This is a genomic window from Streptomyces sp. Tue6028 (genome assembly GCF_002300165.1).
Taxonomy (GTDB): Bacteria; Actinomycetota; Actinomycetes; order Streptomycetales; family Streptomycetaceae; genus Streptomyces; species Streptomyces siamensis.
Genome location: NZ_MLCE01000010.1, coordinates 115,461 through 133,880, shown reverse-complemented (window position 1 = coordinate 133,880; position 18,420 = coordinate 115,461). Strand labels below are relative to the sequence as shown.

Here is an 18,420-nt window from a genome sequence, read left to right as displayed (position 1 = left end):
CAACTCCTCTCCCTCCTTTGTCCATGGGCACGTTCACCTCACCCGGCGCAGGCTGACGGCACCGATCGCAGCCCCCAGGAGGAGTGCCTTGCAGCCCTCAGCCATGCCCTCGCCCGCATTCGCCCCCACGCGCCGCGCGGTCGTCGCGGCGGGCGCCGCCGCCGGAGTCGGGGCCGCGCTCGGCGCGGCCGGTCCGGCCTTCGCCGAGGCCGCCGCCCCCGGTGCGGACCTCGTCCTGCGCTCCCGCGCCCTCGACGTCCGGGTCGCCGCCGGATTCCCGCGGATCGTCTCCTACACCGACCGCGCGACCGGTGCCGTCCTGCACGCCCAGGAGGACGAGGTCACCTCCGTCCTCGTCGACGGCACCGAGCGGACCCCGACGGTCACCGCCACGGCCGGCGGCGACGCGGTCGCGTACCGCCTCGTCTTCGACGGCGGCACCACGATCGACGCCGAGATCGCCGTCACGGACCGGCGGGTGACCTGGCGGATCACGAAGATCACCGAAACCGCCGCGCTGCCCGTCGGCACCCTGCGCATCCCCGGCCTCGCCCTGCTCTCCGTCCGCAGCGACCAGCCCGGCGCACAACTCCTGGCCGCCAGGATCCAGTTGGACAAGTCCAAGAGCGGCGACACGCTCGTCACCCCGGCCCGCGACACCCCGGCGGAGGCGGCGACCGGATGCGCGTACGCCGTCGTCGCGCACCATGGCCTCGCGGGCGCCGTCGAGACCAACACGGTCTACGACAAGCCCGACAGCACCAGTTCGTGGGAGAACGGCCGGCTGTGGCGGCAGACCGTCCGCAAGGAGCCGGCGGGCGGAGCCGACGGATACGTCAAGGCCCAGCTCGTCCCCGGCGAGTGGACCCACCGGGCCGCGACCGCGACCGACACCGAGCCGCTCCCGTACGCCACCGTGATCGTCACCGGCGACCGCAACGGCGACGGCGTGATCGACTGGCAGGACGCCGCGATCGCCTTCCGGGACATCATGGTCGACCCGCTCGGTGCCGACGGCACGTACCGCCGTGTCGTGCCGCACATTCCGTTCAACTTCGCCTCACAGGCCACCCATCCGTTCCTCGCCACGCTCGACGACGTCAAGCGGATCTCCCTGGCGACCGACGGGCTGGGGCAGTTCACCCTCCTCAAGGGCTACCAGTCCGAGGGGCACGACTCCGCCCATCCCGACTACGCGGGCAACCACAACAAGCGCGCCGGCGGCCTCGCCGATCTCAACACCCTGGTCTCCGAGGGCAGGAAGTGGAACAGCGACTTCGCCGTCCACGTCAACGCCACCGAGTCCTACCCGGTCGCCCGCGCCTTCTCCGAGACCCTGGTCGACAAGACCAATGAGCAGTGGGACTGGCTGGACCAGTCCTACCGGATCGACCAGCGCCGCGACCTCGTCTCCGGCGACATCGTCAAGCGCTTCGCCGACCTGCGCGCGGAGACGCACCCGGCCCTCAACTCCCTGTACATCGACGTCTTCCGCGAGTCCGGCTGGACCTCCGACCGCCTCCAGCGCGCCCTGCGCGAGCAGGGCTGGCACGTCACCTCCGAGTGGGGCCACGGCCTGGAACGCTCCAGCCTGTGGTCGCACTGGGCGACCGAGACGGACTACGGCCCGGACACCTCGCGCGGGATCAACTCCCGGCTCATCCGCTTCGTCCGCAACCATCAGAAGGACGTCTTCGCCGACAAGTGGCCCACCCTGCTGGGCATCGCCCGCATGGGCAACTTCGAGGGCTGGACCGGCAAGACCGACTGGAACTCCTTCTACGCGCTGATCTGGACGCACTCCCTGCCCGCCAAGTACCTCCAGGCCCACCCGATCAGCACCTGGGGCGAGCACACGATCACCTTCTCCGGTCCGGGTGGCACCTCGGTCTCCGACACGGACGGCGTCCGCCGCATCACGACCGACGGCCGGCTCGTCTACGACGGCGGCGCCTATCTGCTGCCCTGGGACCCGAAGAAGCCCACGAAGCTCTACCACTACAACCCGGCCGGCGGCAGCGGCGAGTGGCGGTTGCCGCGCGACTGGGAAGGCCTCTCCCGGGTCGCCCTGTACCGGCTCACCGACCAGGGCCGGGTGTTCGTCGCCGACGTCCCCGTGCACGACGGCCGGATCACCCTCGACGCCGAGCCCGCCCAGCCGTACGTCGTGTACCGCGCCCGCGTGGCCCAGCCCCCCGCCCCCCGCTGGGGAAAGGGCACCCCACTGTACGACCCCGGCTTCAACTCGGGCTCCCTGAAGGGCTGGACGGTCAGCGGCCCGGCCTCCGTGGTGCGCGGCGACCTCGGCGACCACGAGCTGGTGATCGCCCCCGGCGGCGCCGCCACGGTCTCCCAGCGGCTCAGCCGCCTCAGGCCCGGCCAGTACGCCGCGTCCGTGCAGGTCGAGGTCGGCGAGAGCGCCGACGGCAGCCGCAGGGCGTCCCTCCGGGTCCGCACCGCCGACGGCGTCACCGCCGCCAACTGGACCGACACCTCGACCGCGGGCAACTTCGTCGCCGCCGACCGCAAGCACGGGACCCGCTTCCAGCGGATGTTCACCTGGTTCACCGTGCCCGAGGGCGGCGGTCCCGTCGAGCTCGCCCTGTGCGCCGCCGCCGGGCAGGCACGGGTGCGGTTCGACAACGTCCGGGTCGTGCCCGCCCGGCGCCCGGCGAAGCGCGGGACGCTGGTCTTCGAGGACTTCGAGAACGTCCCGCAGGGGTGGGGCCCCTTCGTGAAGGGCGACGCGGGCGGGTCCACCGACCCGCGCACCCACATCGCCCAGCGGCACGCGCCGTTCACCCAGCGGAGCTGGAACGGCAAGGCGATCGACGACGTCGTCGACGGCTCCGAGTCGCTCAAGTCACGCGGCGAGAACGACGGCCTGGTCTACCGGACCGTGCCGCACACCGTCCGGTTCACGCCGGGGCGCCGCTACCGGGTCTCGTTCCGTCACGAGAACGAGAAGGCCGGCCAGTACGCCTGGATCACCGCCGTCGACCGGGGAGCGACGACGATCGAGCTCGAACGGACCGCCCTCCCCGTCGCCACCGAACCGACGCTGCACTCCTACGAGTTCACGGCGCCCACCGACGGCGAGGCCTGGGTGGGGCTGCGCAAGACCGGGGACGACGGCACGGCCGAGTTCGTGCTCGACTCGTTCGAGGTGAGCGAGGCCGGCTGAGCGGCCGCCTCCAGCTCCAGCACCCGCACCTCGTTCACCCCCTCCCGCAGCACGGGACCGGGCACGTACAGCGCGTGCTGCGGGCCGACGGACCAGTAGCGCCCCAGACAGAAACCGTTGACCCACACGAACCCCCGCGTCCAGCCCGGGAGTTCGAGGAAGGCGTCCCCGGCACCGCGCACCTCGAAGGTGCCGCGGTACAGGCCGGGGGCGCCGCCCGCGGGAAGCGGGCCGAACGGCACCCCCGCCACGTCGTCCAGCGCGTCCAGCCGCAGCCCCCGCGCCCGCACCCCGTGCAGATACTGCCGCTCGTGCAGCACGCCCCCGGTGATGCCCTTCGGCTCACCCGTGCGCGGCCCGTAGTTGACCCGCCCCAGGGACTCCACCCACAGCTCCACGCGGGCGGGCCCCGCGACCGGCTCCTTCAGCTGTGCGGAGTCCTCGCCGAGCACCCCGGCCGCCACCCCGTCGACGGACACCACCGCCAGGTCGCGCAGCCCGCGCACGGTCAGCGGGTACGGCTGCCGGGGGCCGGGCACGCTCACCTCGTACTTGACCAGCCCCTGGCCGACGTCCAGGTCCTCGAACGTGGGCGGCACCGCATACTCGCCCCCCGCGCCGCCGAGCGTCTCCAGCAGCGTGTCCCGGGAGGCCCACTCCCCGAGGACGACCGGTGTGGCGGCACCGAGCGGCCCGGGGGCGGGCGGCACGTCCGGCAGCGGCCCGTCCGCGTAGGCGGCGAGAATCTCCCGGAACCGCCAGAACTTCTCCGTGGGGCGGCCCAGTTCGTCGACCGGTGCGTCGTAGTCGTACGAGCTGACGTCCGGCTCCAGCGGCCCGTCGTGCAGCGCGCCACCGCCCCGGTTGGCGCCCGCCCAGCCCGCGAAGCTGGTGCCGCCGTGCGCCATGTAGAGGTTGACCGAGGCACCGCACTCCAGGATCTCCCGCAGGGTGTCCGCCGCGTCGCCGGGATCGCGCACCACGTGCTCGGCGCCCCAGTGGTCGAACCAGCCGCACCAGAACTCCATGCACATCAGTGGACCCGTCGGCCGGTGCCGGCGCAGCGTCGTGAAGGCCTCCCGGGCGTGCGAGCCGAAGTTCGCGGTGGCCAGGACGCCGGGGACCGAGCCGCCGGTGAGCATGTGGTCCTCGGGGCCGTCCGAGGTGAACAGCGGAACGCTCACGCCCAAGGTGTGCAGCAGATCCGCGAGCCGGCGCAGGTACACCTGGTCGGAGCCGTAGCTGCCGTACTCGTTCTCGACCTGCACCATCAGCACCGGGCCGCCGCGGTCGATCTGCCGGGACACGACCTGGGGCAGCAGCCGCCGGAACCAGCGCTCGACGTGCTCCAGGTACTCCTCGTCGCGGGTGCGGAGCCTGCCCGTCAGCCAGTGCGGCAGCCCGCCGTTGTCCCACTCCGCGCAGATGTACGGCCCGGGCCGCACGATCGCCCACAGCCCGGCCTCGGCGGCCGCGTCCAGGAAACGGCCCAGCTGCTCCACGTCCCGGTAGCCGCCGGGGCGCGGCTGGTGGAGATTCCACGGCACGTACGTCTCCACACAGTTCAGCCCCATCGCCCGCAGCATCCCCAGGCGATGCGCCCACTGCTCCTCGTGCACCCGGAAGTAGTGCAGTGCGCCGGACAGCAGCCGCACCGGGCGGCCGTCCAGCAGGAAATCCGTGTCCCCCACCGTGAACTCGCTCATGGCCACCACGATCAGCCCTGGCGGCGGTGGCGTCCATGGACAAAGATCGTCGCTGATTGGACGCAAGAGGCGGCCGGACGGGCGGGAGGAAAGCGGATGTACCACACCTGGATGCGCTATTTCACCCCCGGACCCGTCCACCACCGGCTGGGCCTCGCCTGCCTCGGCGTCGGCCTCCAGTACGGCGAGCTGCCGGCCGTCGGCCCCCGCACCCTCGATCATCACGTGGCCGTCGTGATCGGCGCCGGCAGCGGCTGGTACCGCACCCCCGACGGACACCGCCATACCGTCACCGCGCCCGCCCTGATCTGGCTCACCCCCGGAGTGCCGCACCACTACGGGCCCGACCCGAGCTGGGACGAATGCTTCGTCGACTTCACGGGACCCGCGGCAGCGACGTACACCGAACTCGGCTACATCGAACCCGGCCGGCCCGTCGTGCCCCTCTCCGACGCGGCCGCCGCCCGTGCCGTCGTGGGCCGCATCGCGCGTGCCGCCCGCCGCGGCAACCCCCTCCTGGAGGTGGAGACGGGCGCGGCCGTCCACGAGCTCCTCGTCGCCCTGCGCCGCGCCCGCGCCGACCTCGCCCCCGACGGCGACGAGGTCCTCCAGGCCCTCGCCCGCGACGCGTTCAAGGCGATGTCCGTCGCCGACCACGCCGCCCGGCACGGCATGACCCCCGCCGAACTGCGCAGCGCCGTGCGCCGCGGCGCCGGATGCAGCCCCAAGGACTACCTCCTCGGCATCCGCCTGGGACGCGCCAAGGAGCTCCTCGCCGCCACCGAACTCCCGGTCGCCGCCGTCGCCCGCCGCGTCGGCTACGACGACCCCGCCTACTTCTCCCGGCTGTTCACCCGGCGCGTCGGCATGGCTCCGGTCCGCTTCCGTGCCCAGCAGGGACGAACCGTCCCCGGTGGCTGGAGCGACCGGATCCCCGACCCCGACGATCCGCCCATGATCGAGCGGCCGCAGGCCACGTAGGGTGGGACCTCATGACCACGAGCAAGCCCCAGGAAGTCGACCCCGCCGTCAGCGCCGAACTCGCCCGGCTGCGCGACAGCATCGACAACATCGACGCCGCCGTCGTGCACATGCTCGCCGAGCGTTTCAAGTGCACCCAGCAGGTCGGACACCTCAAGGCCGCCCACCAGCTGCCGCCCGCGGACCCGTCCCGCGAGGCCCAGCAGATCGAGCGGCTGCGCAGGCTGGCCGAAAGCGCCAAGCTGGATCCGGCCTTCGCCGAAAAGTTGCTGAATTTCATCATTGCCGAGGTCATCCGGCACCACGAGCGCATCGCGGACGACGCGGGAGGCGCCGCGGCGGACGCGGGGGAGTGACACCGGGCGGTGCGAGCGTGCATCCTGCCTGAACACTCCGTGCCGGGTACACGCCGGGCACATGCCGGGAACAAGAGCACGCGCCGAACACACGCCCAGCACGCCCTGCCGGGCACGCGCTGTCAGGCCACGGGCGCAGTCCGTGAGTCCGTACGGGCATAAGCTGTACGCCCAACCGAGGGGACGTCGGGCCATGCCGTCGGATGCCAAGATCCTCATCGTCGACGACCACAAAGACACGCTGTACGCCCTGGAGAGCGCCCTGGCACCGCTGGGATACCAGGTGGCGCGGGCCACCAGCGGCGACGAGGCGCTCAAGGAGGTCCTGCGCGGCCAGGTGGGGCTGCTCCTCCTCGACGTGCGCATGCCCGGCGTCAGCGGCCTCGACGTGGTGCGCTACATGCGCCGGGTGGAGCAGACCCAGCACATCCCGATCATCCTGCTCACCGGCTTCGGCCCCGACGCCGAACTCACCTCCACCGCCTTCGGCCTCGGCGTCGCCGACCTCCTCATGAAACCCATCGACCCCTGGGCACTGCGCACCAAGGTCCGCTACCTGTTCGACAGCCACCGGCGCCACCGGGCGCTGGAGGAGGAGCTGCGCGAACTGCGCGCACAGTCCAAGGACGCCACCCCGCGCGCCGCCGGCCCGGTCCTGCACCGCCCGGACACCCGCTTCCCCGTCCAGCGCGAGCCACGCAACGGCACACTGGAGCAGGGCCGCACCCCTTAGGGGCCCGCTCCGCGGGAGGAGGACCGCGGGGTGGAGCGGGAGGCGAGTGGTGCGGTGCATATGCCGCGTACCGGACCACCTCTGTGCCCTGTCGGAGCCATCAGGCAGCATGTCCTCATGTCCGTACTGACGCGCGACGAAGCGCAGACCCGTGCCAAGCTCCTCGACGTCCACCACTACGGGATCGAACTCGACCTGACCCGCGGGGACGAGACCTTCGACTCCCGGACCGTCATCCGGTTCACCGCCCGCGCCGACGCGGACACCTTCGTCGAGCTGAAGCCCGCCGAGCTGCGCTCCGTCACCCTCGACGGGCGGTCCCTCGACCCGGAGACCCTGGCCGAGAACCGGCTGCCCCTCAAAGGCCTGACCGCGGGCGAGCACGAGCTGCGCGTCGACGCCGTCATGCGCTACTCCCGCACCGGCGAGGGCATGCACCGCTTCACCGATCCCACCGACGGCGAGACCTACCTCTACACCCAGCTGTTCATGGAGGACGTCCAGCGCGTCTTCGCCGCCTTCGACCAGCCCGACCTGAAGGCCGTCTTCGAGCTGTCCGTCACCGCCCCCGAGGGCTGGACCGTCCTCGCCAACGGCGTCACCGAGCACCTCGGCAACGGCCGCTGGACGGCAGCCCCCACGCCGCTGGTCTCCACCTACCTCGTCGCCGTCGCCGCGGGTCCCTGGCACTCCGTCCGCACCGAACACCGCGGCCTGCCCTTCGGCATCCACTGCCGGCGCTCCCTGGCCCCCTACATGGACGCCGACGCCGACGAGATCCTCGACATCACCCGCGCCTGCTTCGACCGCTACCACGAGAAGTTCGACGAGCCCTACCCCTTCGACTCCTACGACCAGGCGTTCGTCCCCGAGTTCAACGCCGGCGCCATGGAGAACCCCGGGCTCGTCACCTTCCGCGACGAGTTCATCTACCGCTCCGCCGTCACCGACACCGAGCGGCAGACCCGCGCCATGGTCATCGCCCACGAGATGGCCCACATGTGGTTCGGCGACCTCGTCACCCTGCGCTGGTGGGACGACATCTGGCTGAACGAGTCCTTCGCCGAGTACATGGGTTACCAGACCCTCACCGAGGCCACCCGCTTCACCGACACCTGGACCGACTTCGGCGTCGCCCGCAAGTCCTGGGGCTACGACGCGGACCAGCGCCCCTCCACCCACCCCGTCGCCCCGGACCCGGACGCCGTCCCCGACACCGCGTCCGCCATGCTCAACTTCGACGGCATCTCCTACGCCAAGGGCGCCTCCGCCCTGCGCCAACTGGTGGCCTGGCTCGGCGAGAAGGACTTCCTCGCCGGCATCAACACCCACTTCGCCCGCCACAAGTTCGGCAACGCCACCCTCGCCGACTTCATCGACAACCTCGCCTCCGCCACCGAGCGCGACGTGCACGCCTGGGCCGACTCCTGGCTGCGCACCACCGGCGTGGACACCCTCGTCCCCACGATCACCGCGGCGGCCGACGGCGGCCACACCCTCACCGTCGAGCACCGGGGCAGCCGCCCGCACCGCATCGCCGTCGGCCTCTACGACCCGGACCTGTCCGACGGGGGCCGCCTCACCCTCCGCGAGCGCCTCGAACTGGACGTGCCGCAGACCGAGTCGGTGGCCATCGGCAAGCGGCCGGCCCTGCTCCTCCTGAACGACGGGGACCTCTCGTACGCCAAGGTCCGCTTCGACGCCGAGTCGTTCCGGGCCGTGCGCGGCTCCCTGTCGGGCCTGCCCGACCCGCTCACCCGCGCGGTCGTGTGGAACGCCCTGCGGGACGCCGTGCGCGACGGCGAACTGCCCGCCATGGCCTACGTCGAGGCCGCCCGCGCCCACCTCCCGCACGAGACGGACCTCGCCCTCGTCCAGGGCGTCCTGTCGTTCGCGAGCGCCCACGTCGCCGACCGGTTCGTGTCCGCCGAGGAGCGGCCCGCCGCGCTCGCCACCCTCACCGACCTGTGCCGCGACCTGATCCGCCGGACCGAGGACGGGTCCCACCCGGGGCTGCGCCTGACCGCCGTACGCCACCTCATCGACGTTGCGGCCCACCCCGACACCATCAGTGCCTGGTTCTCCGAGGGCACCGTGCCCGGCGGCCCGGAACTCGACCCGGAGCTGCGCTGGCGCATCCTCGGCCGGCTCGCCGTGCTCGGCGCCGTCGACGACGCCGTCATCGACGCCGAACTCGTCCAGGACCCGAGCGCCACCGGTCAGGAGGGCGCCGCCCGCTGCCGGGCCGCGCTGCCCGACCCGGAGGCCAAGCGCAGGGCGTGGGAGGAGATGTTCACCACCGACGACCTCTCCAACTACCTGTTCACCGCCACCGCCCAGGGCTTCTGGCAGCCCGAACAGGCCGAGCTCGTACGGGAGTACGTCGAGCGGTACTGGACCGACGCGGTGGCCGTCGCCACCCGTCGCGGTCCCGCGATCGCCGAGGCGGCGGGACGCTGGGCGTTCCCCGTGCACGCGATCTCCGACCGGACGCTGGCGCTGGGCGAGGCATGTCTGCGGGACGCCGAACCCATTCCGGCGCTGCGGCGCAAGCTCGCCGACCAACTCGACGATCTCGCACGGGCGCTGCGGGTCCGCGAGGCCTGATCCCGGGAGATCCGTGCCCGCCCTTCGAGGGCGGGCACGGACGTCTCGTCCCCGGGCACGGCGCCGGACGTCTCGTCCCCGGGCACGGCGCCGGACGTCTCGTCCCTGGGCGCGGCGTCGGACGTCTCGTCCCCGGGCGCGGCACGTGCCGCTCCCCGGCCCGTCCGGCACCTGAGGAGCGCCGCCCACCGCACGGACCGGGGCGGCGGGCGCGCAGGGCCCACGGGCGAATTGGGGCGGCAGGGCACGCACGGCCCACGGGCGAACGGGGGCGGCGGGGCGCGCAGGGCGCGCGGGCGGACCGCGGCGCGTAGCACCCCGGCCGCCCCGACACATTTCCTCCGCACGGCAGTACCCCCTTTCGGGTCGGATCGTTGTCCCATACGGGTGCGCCGACCCGAAATGCGTACACCCTGGAAATCACCCCGCCGCGCGCCCACCGGAGGACACCCCATGAGCACGCCGCCCCTCGCCTCAGGTCCCGAAGGTCCCGGCGCTCTGCGGCCACTGCTCGACACCGTCCTCGACGCCCTGCGCGAGGGCGCGGCGGCGCGCGGGGGCCCGCTGCCCGCCGGAGGCCCGGAGGCGGTCGCGCGGCACGTGCGCGACGCGGTGGGCGAGGTGCTGCCCCGGGAGGGCCGCGACGACGCCCTGCGCGTCCTGGTGCGCGCCCTGGCGGCAGGCGCGGCCGACCCCGCCGACCCGCTGTGCGCCGCCCACCTGCACTGCCCGCCTCTCGCCGTCGCGGCCGCCGCAGACCTGGCCGCCGCCGTCCTCAACCCGTCCCTGGACTCCTGGGACCAGGCGCCGGCCGCCTCCGCGCTCGAAGCCCTCGTCACCGCGGCGCTGGCCGCGGAGGTCTACGCGGAGGCCGAAGAGCCGCCCGGACGGGCCGACGCCCTCGTCACCACCGGCGGCACCGAGTCCAACCAACTCGCCCTCCTCCTCGCCCGCGAGGCCCGCGGGGGCGTGCGGCTGGTCTGCGGCGCCAACGCCCACCACTCCCTGCACCGCGCCGCCTGGCTGCTCGGCCTGCCCGAGCCCGTCGTCGTCCCCGCCCCGGCCGGCACGATGGACCCGGCCGCCCTCGACGAGGCGCTCACCGAACTCCCCGGCCCCCGCGGCTCCCTCCTGGTGGCCGCCACCGCCGGCACCACGGACGCCGGACTCCTCGACCCGCTGGCCGACATCGCCGACCTGTGCACGGCGCACGGCGCCCGCCTCCACATCGACGCGGCCTACGGCGGAGGCCTCCTCTTCAGCGACCGGTACGGCGCGCGGCTCGACGGGCTGCACCGTGCCGACACCGTCACCCTCGACCTGCACAAACTGGGCTGGCAGCCCGTGGCCGCGGGACTCCTCGCCGTACGGAACGCGAGCGACCTCGCCGTCCTGCAGCACAGCGCCGACTACCTGAACGCCGACGACGACACCGAGGCCGGCCTCCCCGACCTCCTCGGCCGCTCCCTGCGCACCACCCGGCGCCCCGACATCCTCAAGATCGCCGTCACCCTCGCCACGCTGGGACGGGCCGGCCTCGGCGCGCTCGTCGACCAGGTCTGCGCGCAGGCCGCCGAACTGGCCGACCTGATAGCCGCACAACCCGGCTTCGAGCTCTACGACCGGCCGGTCATCAGCACGGTCCTGTTCCGGCCCACAGGGGCTTCCGACGCCGCCGTCGCCGCGGTGCGCCGCACCCTCCTGCACGAGGGCCGTGCCGTCCTCGGCCGCGCCGCCCTCGACGGCCGCCTCTGGCTCAAGGTCACCCTCCTCAACCCCCACACCCGGCCGGGCGACCTGGCCACCCTCCTGAAACTGGTGGAAGGACACACACCGCGATGAGCCAGACGCCCAACCCCCCACGTCCCGCCGCCGAAGCACCCCGCGACCTGGTGGGCATCGGCATCGGCCCGTTCAACCTCTCCCTCGCCGCCCTCGCCCACCCCCTGGCCGAACTCGACACCGTCTTCTACGAACAGCGCCCCGGCTTCGACTGGCACCCCGGCCTGCTCATCGACGGCGCCACCCTCCAAGTCCCCTTCCTGGCGGACCTGGTGACCCTCGCCGACCCGGCGAACCCCTGGTCGTTCCTCAACTACCTCAAGGACCGCGACCGCCTCTTCCCCTTCTACTTCGCCGAGCGCTTCCACATCCAGCGCGCCGAGTACGACGCCTACTGCCGGTGGGTCGCCGACAGCCTCCCCGGACTGCACTTCGGCCATCAGGTCGACGCCGTCCGCTGGGACCCCGAACGCGCCCTCTTCGAGGTCGACTTCAGCCAGCTCGACGCCGACGGGGAGGCCGAGGCGCTGGGCCGCTCGTACACGCGCAACATCGTGCTGGGCGTCGGCACCGCCCCGCACATCCCCGACCCCCTCAGACCCCTGGTCGAGGCACCCGGCGTGCCCGTCATCCACGCCGCGGACTATCTCCAGCACCGGGAGCGGTTCCTCACCGCCGAGCACATCACCGTGATCGGCGCGGGACAGTCCGGAGCCGAGGTCTTCCTCGACCTGCTGCGCAACCGCCCCGCCGGACGCGAGAAGATCCACTGGCTGGCCCGTACCGAGGCGTTCGCGCCCATGGAGTACTCCAAGCTCGGCCTGGAACACTTCACGCCCGACTACACCCGCTACTTCCACGCCCTGACCGAACCGGTCCGCGACCGGCTCGTCGCCGCGCAGTGGCAGCTCCACAAGGGCATCGACGCCGACACCATCGCCGCCATCCACGACGAGCTCTACCGCCGCACCCTGCACGGCGGCTGGCCCGACGCCGTCCTCACCCCCGCCGTCACCGTGCGCACCGCGGGACGCGTCGCCACCACCAAGGTCGAACTCCACCTGGAACACGTCCAGCAGGGCGCCCGTTCCCGGCTCACCACCGACGCCGTCGTCCTCGCCACCGGCTACCGCGAGCGCCCGCTCGGCCGCATCCTCGCCGGGCTCGACCCCTACCTGCGCCGTGACAGCGCCGAGCGCCCCCGGATCGACGACCACTTCCGCCTCGTGCTGGACCCCTCCGTCACGGGCCATCTGTATGTCCAGAACGCCGAACTCCACACCCACGGTGTCGGTGCGCCCGATCTCGGTCTCGCCGCCTGGCGCAGCGCCACCATCCTCAACTCCCTCACCGGCAAGGACCCCTACCCGCTGCCCGGTCGCACCGCCTTCACCACGTTCGGACTCGAGCAGCAGCAGGTCCCGGGTGCGCGCCGGGACGAGCTGACGCTCACCCCGCTCGTCGACGGGCGGTAGACGAGGTGGCGCGCGCCCGCCGGAACGCCGACGGCGTCGGCGCGGAGTCCGCGCCGACGCCGTCGGTCCCGCAGGGAGCCCGGGAACGGGCCACCCGGACTGGAGGACAGGCCTCATGGGCTAGAAGACGGGCGTGCCGTTCCGCGTCAGCTTCCAGTCCGCGGAGGCGAACTCCTTCGGGTCCAGCGTGCCCTTGGCGGTGACCCACTCGGAGATCCGCGTGCGGATCTCCGTCGACTCCGACCACACCTCGGTGGCCGACGCGACGTGCGGGAAGGCGCCGCCGCCGTTCGCGCGGTAGTTGTTCACGGCGAGCACGAACTGCTGGGCGCCGTCCAGCGCGGCCCCGTTGTAGGTCAGGTTCTTGATGCGTGAACCGGCCGCCTGCGCGACGTCGATGTCGTACTGGAGTCCCGACACGTAGTCGTAGTTGTAGTCGGGGCGGTTGTTCGCGTTGGTGAGCTTGTCCACGTCGACCGGCGCGTCGGCCGCGGTCTGCACGAAGTACTCCGCCGAGTACTCCAGGTACGCCCGGATCTGAGCGCCCGTCATCACCTTGGCGACCAGGGTGTTGTCGTACACGTACAGGCTCGACAGGTCGCGGATGGTCACGTCGCCGGCCGGGATCTCCGAGGTCCGCGAGAACGGCGAGGCCTGCGCGATCACGGGCAGCGAGGCGTACGAGGTGCCCGCCAGCGCCGCCTTGACCACGTCCTCCTGCACCTTGGTGATCAGGTCGATGATCGGGGCGTCCTTGTACCGCGCCTCGACCGTCGTCAGGGTGTCGGTCGCCGTGCCGACCACCTGGTTGACGTACTCCACGACCGCCGCGTGCTCGTCCTTCAGCAGCTTGGTGATCTTCGGGTCGTCGGCGACCGAGTTCGAGTTGCGGACCGACGACGCCACCGACTCGACCTGCCACCTGCCCTTCTCGAAGACCAGCTCGATGTCGAACACGGACAGCCGCTCGGCGAAGGCCAGCGGCTCCGAGAGGACGACCGTCTTCCCGGTGGCGGTGTTGGTGACCTTCAGCTCGGGGATCTCCACGTGCGCGTGGCCGACGAGGATCGCGTCGATGCCCGGCACCTGCTGGGCCACCAGGGCCGCCGAGTTCTCGACGTAGGGCAGCTGGTCACCGTACGAGGAGGTGCCGGAGGAACCGGAGTGCGCCGACACGACGACGACGTCCGCGCCCATGGAGCGCAGCTTCGGCACCCACTTGGCCGCCTGCTCCTCGAGTCCCGGGAACGTCAGCTTGCCCTGCACGTAGGCCTTGTCCCAGATCGCGATGCCCGGGTTTGTCAGACCGAGCACGGCCACCTTCACCGGCGCGGCACCCGGCACGTGGAACGTCTTGATGAAGTACGGCGGGAAGGCGGGCTTCTGGGTCTTCGCGTCGAGCGCGTTGGCGCCGAGCAGCGGGAAGTGGCACTGCGACTCGAACTTCCGCAGCGTCTCGATGCCGTAGTTGAACTCGTGGTTGCCGAGGGCCGCCGCGTCGTAGCCGATCGCGTTCATCGCCTGCGCCATCGGGTGCACCGGACCGCCCTTGGCGGTGATCGGGTCGACCTTCGCGTAGTAGTACGTCAGCGGGGTGCCCTGAATGGTGTCGCCCGCGTCGAGGAGGAGCGTGTTGCAGCGGCCCTTCTCCTCGCGGATCTGGTTCACCAGCGTCGAGATCCGGGACAGGCCCTGGGCGTTGCCCGCCGCGTCCTTGTACTCCGCGTCCTTGAAGTAGTCCCAGTTGAAGACGTGGCCGTGCAGGTCCGTCGTGCCCATCACCGTCAGGGAGTACCGCTTGGGCTTCTTGCCGCCCGTGGCCTCGGCGGCCTGCGCCGCCGGAGCAGCCGCCGCGCCGGCGAGCGCGACGCCCGCACCCGTCACGGCGGACTTCTTGAGGAACTTCCTGCGGTTCAACGGCATGTCTGTGGCTCCTAGGAAATGGGTCGACGACGCGCGTAGATTCTGGCCCACGCGCCACGGCGGCAACAGGTCCGTGAGGTTTCTTTCTGATGACCTGTGGGCGCCACAACCGGCCGTCCCGGTGACAGAGTGGGACGTATGGCCCCCAATGCAGACTCCGCCCCGGAAGAACCCCAACTCGCCGTCCCGTACGGGACGCCCGAGTCCCCGCGCATCGCCGTGCGCGGCGAGGCCCACCTGGAGGTCGACCCGGAGATCGCCCGGATCGGCGTCACCGTCGCCGCGCGCGGCAAGGACAGGCAGGAGGCGCTCGCCGACCTCACCCGCCGCAACGCCGCCGCACTCGACCTGGTGAAGTCCTACGGAGACGCCGTCGAACGCGTGGAGACCGGCGGGTTCTCCATCACCCCGGAACTGACCCGGCACGGCCGCGGCGAACGCGTCCACGCCTACGTCGGCCATGTCCGGATCGACGCCGAACTCACCGACTTCACCGCGCTCGGCGAGCTCACCACACGACTGGCGGACCTCCAGATCACCCGTGTCGACGGCCCCTGGTGGGCCCTGCGCCCGGATTCGCCCGAACACCGCAGGGCCAGGCAGCACGCCGTCCGCGAGGCCGTGCAGCGCGCCCGCGAGTACGCGGAGGCCCTCGGCACCACCCTTACGGCCCTGGTGGAACTGGCGGACATCGGCGCGGAGAACGTCCAGCCGTACGGTCTCGCCGGCGCCGCGCGCTCACGGTCCGTGTACGCCTCGTCCGCGGACGAGGAAGCCGCGCCCCTCGATCTCGAACCGCAGCGCCAGCACGTCTACGCCCAGGTCAACGCCCGCTTCACGATGGCGCCGCCACGGTTGTGACCACCGAATGTCCGGTATTTCGAATAGAGGGGCGAAGGATCCCTCGAATTGTTCCGGGGCGCTTCCGAATGCTCATCGGAGCGCCCCGGTGCACAATTCAACACTTGTCAATAACGCTTCACGCAAGCGTTGTTGAGTAGTCACACGCGACCAATTCTCTACCCGCCGGTAAGGCCTAGGCTCGAATCATGCGCCGAGCAAAGATCGTTTGTACATTGGGCCCCGCCACCGACTCGTACGACCAGATCAAGGCACTGGTCGATGCCGGAATGGACGTAGCCCGCTTCAACCTCAGTCACGGCACCTATGCCGAGCACGAGGAGCGTTACCAGCACGTGCGGAAGGCCTCCGACGAGACCGGCCGCAGCGTCGGCATCCTCGCCGACCTTCAAGGCCCGAAGATCCGGCTCGGCCGCTTCAGCGAAGGTCCCGTACTCCTTGAACGCGGAGACAGCTTCACCATCACCGTCGAGGACGGCTTCGAGGGCGACCGCCAGACCTGCGGTACGACCTACGGGGGTCTGGCCTCCGACGTCACGCCCGGTGAGCGCATCCTCGTCGACGACGGCAAGGTCTGCCTGGAGGTCACGGCCGTCGACGGCCCCCGCGTGCACACCACGGTCGTCGAGGGCGGCATGGTCTCCGACCACAAGGGCCTCAACCTCCCCGGTGTCGCCGTCTCCGTCCCCGCCCTCTCCGAGAAGGACGAGGCGGACCTGCGCTGGGCCCTGCGCTCCGGATTCGACGTCATCGCCCTGTCGTTCGTCCGCAGCGGCAAGGACATCGAGGACGTCCACCGGATCATGGACGAGGAGGGCCGCCGCCTCCCGGTGATCGCCAAGGTCGAGAAGCCCCAGGCCGTCGAGAACATCGACGACATCGTCGCCGCGTTCGACGGCATCATGGTCGCGCGCGGCGACCTCGGCGTCGAAATGCCGCTGGAGCAGGTGCCGATCGTCCAGAAGCGCGCCATCAAGCTGGCCAAGCGGAACGCCAAGCCGGTCATCGTCGCCACCCAGATGCTCGACTCGATGATCGACAACTCCCGGCCCACCCGCGCGGAGGCCTCCGACGTCGCCAACGCCGTCATCGACGGCACGGACGCGGTGATGCTGTCCGGCGAGACGAGCGTCGGCAAGTACCCCGTCGAGACCGTGCGCACCATGGCGCGCATCGTGGAGGCGGCGGAGGAGGACATCCTCGCCAAGGGGCTCCCGCCGCTGACCGAGCGCAACAAGCCCCGCACCCAGGGCGGTGCCGTGGCACGCGCCGCCGCCGAGATGGGCGACTTCCTCGGCGCCCGGTTCCTCGTTGCCTTCACCCAGTCCGGGGACACGGCCCGCCGGCTGTCCCGCTACCGTTCGCCGATCCCGCTGCTGGCCTTCACCCCGGCCCAGGCGACCCGCTCCCAGCTGAACCTCACCTGGGGCGTGGAGACCTTCCTCGGCCCGCACGTCGGCTCCACCGACGCCATGGTGGAACAGGTGGACGAGCTGCTCCTGAAGTACGGCCGGTGCGAGAAGGGCGACATCGTCGTGATCACGGCGGGGTCGCCGCCCGGGGTCTCCGGTTCGACCAACCTGGTCCGCGTGCACCACATCGGTGAGGACGACAGCCCCAAGTAGCCGGTACGGCGACGGGCCCCTGCGGAATCGTCCGGAGGGGCCCGTCGGTGTGCCACGACGTCACGGCCGGGTGGTGATCGGGCGGTGTTGTCGCAGGACGGGACGGAGCCCCAACGGGTACGCGTGGACAGCCCGGTTCACGGACGGGGGCGTGGGGCTGTCATGTCCTGGCGCCCGGGGCGAATACACCGGGGAACGGATCGTCCGCGACGCGCGCAAAAGGCGCGGATGTTCAAGGGAAAGGAAACATCCACTTCTGGATGGCGACCTTGGAATCGAAAGAAAAGTGCCCCGGGTCGGACTCGAACCGACACTGTATGGGTTTTGAATCCATTGCCTGCTGCCAATTGGGCTACCGGGGCCCGCTGAATCGAAGGTTTACCCCGACCCGCTGCCAGACCACCATACCGCAGCTGGGTAGGCTCTTGGGAGCAGTACCCGCGCCCTGAACGAGGAGCCCCCGTGACCGCCCCCGAGTCGCCCCAGCCCGTAGACGCGCCCGACGACGACAAGTCGCACGTGCCTCCGCTGACGACCCGTGTCGTCATCGCTGAGGACGAGGCACTGATCCGACTCGACCTCAAAGAGATGCTGGAGGAGGAGGGCTACACCGTCGTGGGCGAGGCGGGCGACGGTGAGCAGGCCGTCGAGCTGGCCCGCGAGCACAAGCCGGACCTCGTGATCCTCGATGTGAAGATGCCGAAGCTGGACGGGATCTCCGCGGCGGAGAAGATCGCCGAGGAGAGCATCGCCCCCGTCCTCATGCTGACCGCGTTCTCGCAGCGCGACCTCGTCGAGCGGGCCCGTGACGCCGGCGCGATGGCGTACCTGGTCAAGCCCTTCAGCAAGAGCGACGTGGTGCCCGCCATCGAGATGGCGGTGTCGCGCTTCACCGAGCTGAAGGCGCTGGAGAAGGAGATCGAGGATCTCACCCAGCGGCTGGAGACGCGCAAGCTCGTCGACCGGGCCAAGTCCGTTCTGCAGACGGAGTACGGGCTGACGGAGCCGGCCGCCTTCCGGTGGATCCAGAAGACGTCCATGGACCGTCGGATGTCCATGCAGCAGGTGGCCGAGGCGGTCATCCAGGACGCCGCGGAGAAGAAGGCCGCGAAGGGCTAGTCCGCCGCACCGCTGCGGCCGGCGCGTCGCCCGCGACGGCGAGCGGACTCCGTACCGAGGGCATGCGA

12 protein-coding genes and 1 tRNA gene are annotated in these 18,420 nt (G+C 71.5%); 10 read left to right on the top strand and 3 right to left on the bottom strand.

The genetic code is table 11. The annotated features are described in order from the left end of the window. The first annotated feature begins 103 nt into the window (after window positions 1-103). Window positions 104-3,184, top strand: coding sequence for an endo-alpha-N-acetylgalactosaminidase family protein (locus BKI49_RS08740; RefSeq protein WP_143658397.1), 3,081 nt, complete (start codon window positions 104-106; stop codon window positions 3,182-3,184). On the opposite strand, the gene BKI49_RS08735 is transcribed toward BKI49_RS08740, so the two are convergent. Then, the gene (locus BKI49_RS08735; RefSeq protein WP_095933633.1) at window positions 3,070-4,890 is read right to left on the bottom strand and encodes a glycoside hydrolase family 35 protein; all 1,821 of its coding nucleotides are present in this window, start codon (window positions 4,888-4,890) and stop codon (window positions 3,070-3,072) included. The genes BKI49_RS08740 and BKI49_RS08735 overlap by 115 nt on opposite strands. A 96-nt stretch (window positions 4,891-4,986) precedes the next feature. On the opposite strand from BKI49_RS08735, the gene BKI49_RS08730 reads away from it, so the two are divergent. The 6 genes from BKI49_RS08730 (at window position 4,987) to BKI49_RS08705 (ending at window position 12,824) form a co-directional block, all read left to right on the top strand. After that, window positions 4,987-5,871, top strand: a complete 885-nt coding sequence (locus BKI49_RS08730; protein WP_095933632.1) for a helix-turn-helix domain-containing protein — start codon at window positions 4,987-4,989, stop codon at window positions 5,869-5,871. A gap of 11 nt (window positions 5,872-5,882) precedes the next feature. Continuing rightward, the gene (locus BKI49_RS08725) at window positions 5,883-6,227 is read left to right on the top strand and encodes a chorismate mutase (RefSeq protein WP_095933631.1); all 345 of its coding nucleotides are present in this window, start codon (window positions 5,883-5,885) and stop codon (window positions 6,225-6,227) included. Window positions 6,228-6,420: 193 nt separating this feature from the next. Continuing rightward, complete coding sequence (locus tag BKI49_RS08720; protein ID WP_095933630.1) at window positions 6,421-6,960, top strand: response regulator; 540 nt, start codon at window positions 6,421-6,423, stop codon at window positions 6,958-6,960. A 117-nt stretch (window positions 6,961-7,077) separates the two neighbouring features. Further along, window positions 7,078-9,567 (top strand): aminopeptidase N, encoded by a 2,490-nt coding sequence (gene pepN, locus BKI49_RS08715; RefSeq protein WP_095933629.1) that lies wholly within the window; start codon window positions 7,078-7,080, stop codon window positions 9,565-9,567. Between the two features lie 453 nt (window positions 9,568-10,020). Further along, window positions 10,021-11,409 (top strand): pyridoxal phosphate-dependent decarboxylase family protein, encoded by a 1,389-nt coding sequence (locus BKI49_RS08710; protein ID WP_095933628.1) that lies wholly within the window; start codon window positions 10,021-10,023, stop codon window positions 11,407-11,409. After that, window positions 11,406-12,824: a lysine N(6)-hydroxylase/L-ornithine N(5)-oxygenase family protein gene (locus BKI49_RS08705; protein WP_095933627.1), complete on the top strand. Its 1,419-nt coding sequence runs from the start codon at window positions 11,406-11,408 to the stop codon at window positions 12,822-12,824. Before BKI49_RS08710 ends, BKI49_RS08705 begins: the two co-directional genes overlap by 4 nt. Window positions 12,825-12,944: 120 nt before the next feature. On the opposite strand, the gene BKI49_RS08700 is transcribed toward BKI49_RS08705, so the two are convergent. Then, window positions 12,945-14,747 carry a bifunctional metallophosphatase/5'-nucleotidase gene (locus BKI49_RS08700; RefSeq protein ID WP_095933626.1) on the bottom strand — a complete coding sequence of 601 codons (1,803 nt, stop codon included), beginning with the start codon at window positions 14,745-14,747 and terminating at the stop codon, window positions 12,945-12,947. A 138-nt stretch (window positions 14,748-14,885) separates the two neighbouring features. Between BKI49_RS08700 and BKI49_RS08695 the strand changes: the two genes are divergently transcribed. After that, on the top strand, window positions 14,886-15,608 hold the full coding sequence (locus BKI49_RS08695) for an SIMPL domain-containing protein (RefSeq protein ID WP_095933625.1): 723 nt from the start codon (window positions 14,886-14,888) through the stop codon (window positions 15,606-15,608). Between the two features lie 188 nt (window positions 15,609-15,796). Further along, window positions 15,797-17,233, top strand: a complete 1,437-nt coding sequence (gene pyk / locus BKI49_RS08690) for a pyruvate kinase (RefSeq protein WP_095933624.1) — start codon at window positions 15,797-15,799, stop codon at window positions 17,231-17,233. Window positions 17,234-17,520: 287 nt separating this feature from the next. On the opposite strand, the gene BKI49_RS08685 is transcribed toward pyk, so the two are convergent. After that, window positions 17,521-17,595: transfer RNA gene (locus BKI49_RS08685), tRNA-Leu, on the bottom strand. Window positions 17,596-17,695: 100 nt separating this feature from the next. Between BKI49_RS08685 and BKI49_RS08680 the strand changes: the two genes are divergently transcribed. Further along, entirely contained in the window at window positions 17,696-18,352 is a 657-nt protein-coding gene (locus tag BKI49_RS08680) for an ANTAR domain-containing response regulator (RefSeq protein WP_028803101.1), read from the top strand. The last annotated feature ends 68 nt before the right edge of the window (window positions 18,353-18,420 follow it).